Here is a 1,093-nt window from a genome sequence, read left to right on the forward strand (position 1 = left end):
TTTCGCTAAAAAGGTAACTACAAAAAAACCTGCAATTTTTTCAAAAAAAAAACAGCGTCAACACAAAACTACAAATAAAAGAACCAAGCGCAAATAATTTACGTACTTTCAAAAAAATCAAAAAGATCAATGTTTTCTCGGGATCAAAAATAGGTTATACGTATCTTTAGGCATTTCGCTAAAAAGGTAACTACAAAAAAACCTGCAATTTTTTCAAAAAAAAAACAGCGTCAACACAAAACTACAAATAAAAGAACCAAGCGCAAATAATTTACGTACTTTCAAAAAAATCAAAAAGATCAATGTTTTCTCGGGATCAAAAATAGGTTATACGTATCTTTAGGCAAAGCCACACACGCCGGTTTCTGTCTTAGATCTTCCAAATTTTCAGCCCCAATTTCAAACTCCTGCATTATACTGGCAAACATGACGAAACTCATCGTAGTTACTAAAGTTTGACCAATGCACGTTCGCTTACCTATACTAAAAGGCAGGAAATGTGGGATGTTCCTCTTAACAGACCAGACTTCTTTTTCCGTCTCCGCTGGCTTCCTCGGCCTTTCCCCATCAGATTCCATGCCGGAATCACAGAAAGAATTCCTTCGAACCCTAACTTTGGTCTTTTCTAGAAACCTTGATGGGTCAAATTTCTCCGGCTCATTCCAGTATTCCTCTGAAGTGTTTAGTTCATAGTTGTTTATGAAGACTATCGTTCCTTTTTCTACGCCATATCCTGAGATTGCTGCGTTCTCCGTAGCTACATGAGGAACGATGGGGGATGAGGCGTATCTTAGACATTCGAAGACAGTTGCTTCTGTGTATGGCAAACTATGACGGTCGAGTAATGTAACAGGCCTTTTGCCTTTAGTCAAACCGTCTAATTCTGCCCTAATCTTCCTGCCGACTTCAGGGTCTCTCGCCACAGCTGTCAAACATAACATGACAAGATTACCCACCGAAGAATGACCGCCTAGAAAATCTTCAAGCATGAAGATTATAGTATTTCTATCAACCGTCGGGTCTTCATGTAAAACTTTTAGCAACCCATCTAGAAAGTCCTTTTCAGGCCCTTCTATGTCCAGATCCAATTCCC

At 39.2% G+C, this 1,093-nt stretch carries 1 protein-coding gene; it reads right to left on the bottom strand.

From position 1 onward, the window contains the following. Positions 1-299: 299 nt before the first annotated feature. A partial coding sequence (locus ASE95_RS17455) for a cytochrome P450 (protein WP_156348118.1) occupies positions 300-1,093 on the bottom strand: 794 nt, incomplete at its 5' end.

Source organism: Sphingomonas sp. Leaf231 (assembly GCF_001421995.1).
Classification (GTDB): domain Bacteria; phylum Pseudomonadota; class Alphaproteobacteria; order Sphingomonadales; family Sphingomonadaceae; genus Sphingomonas.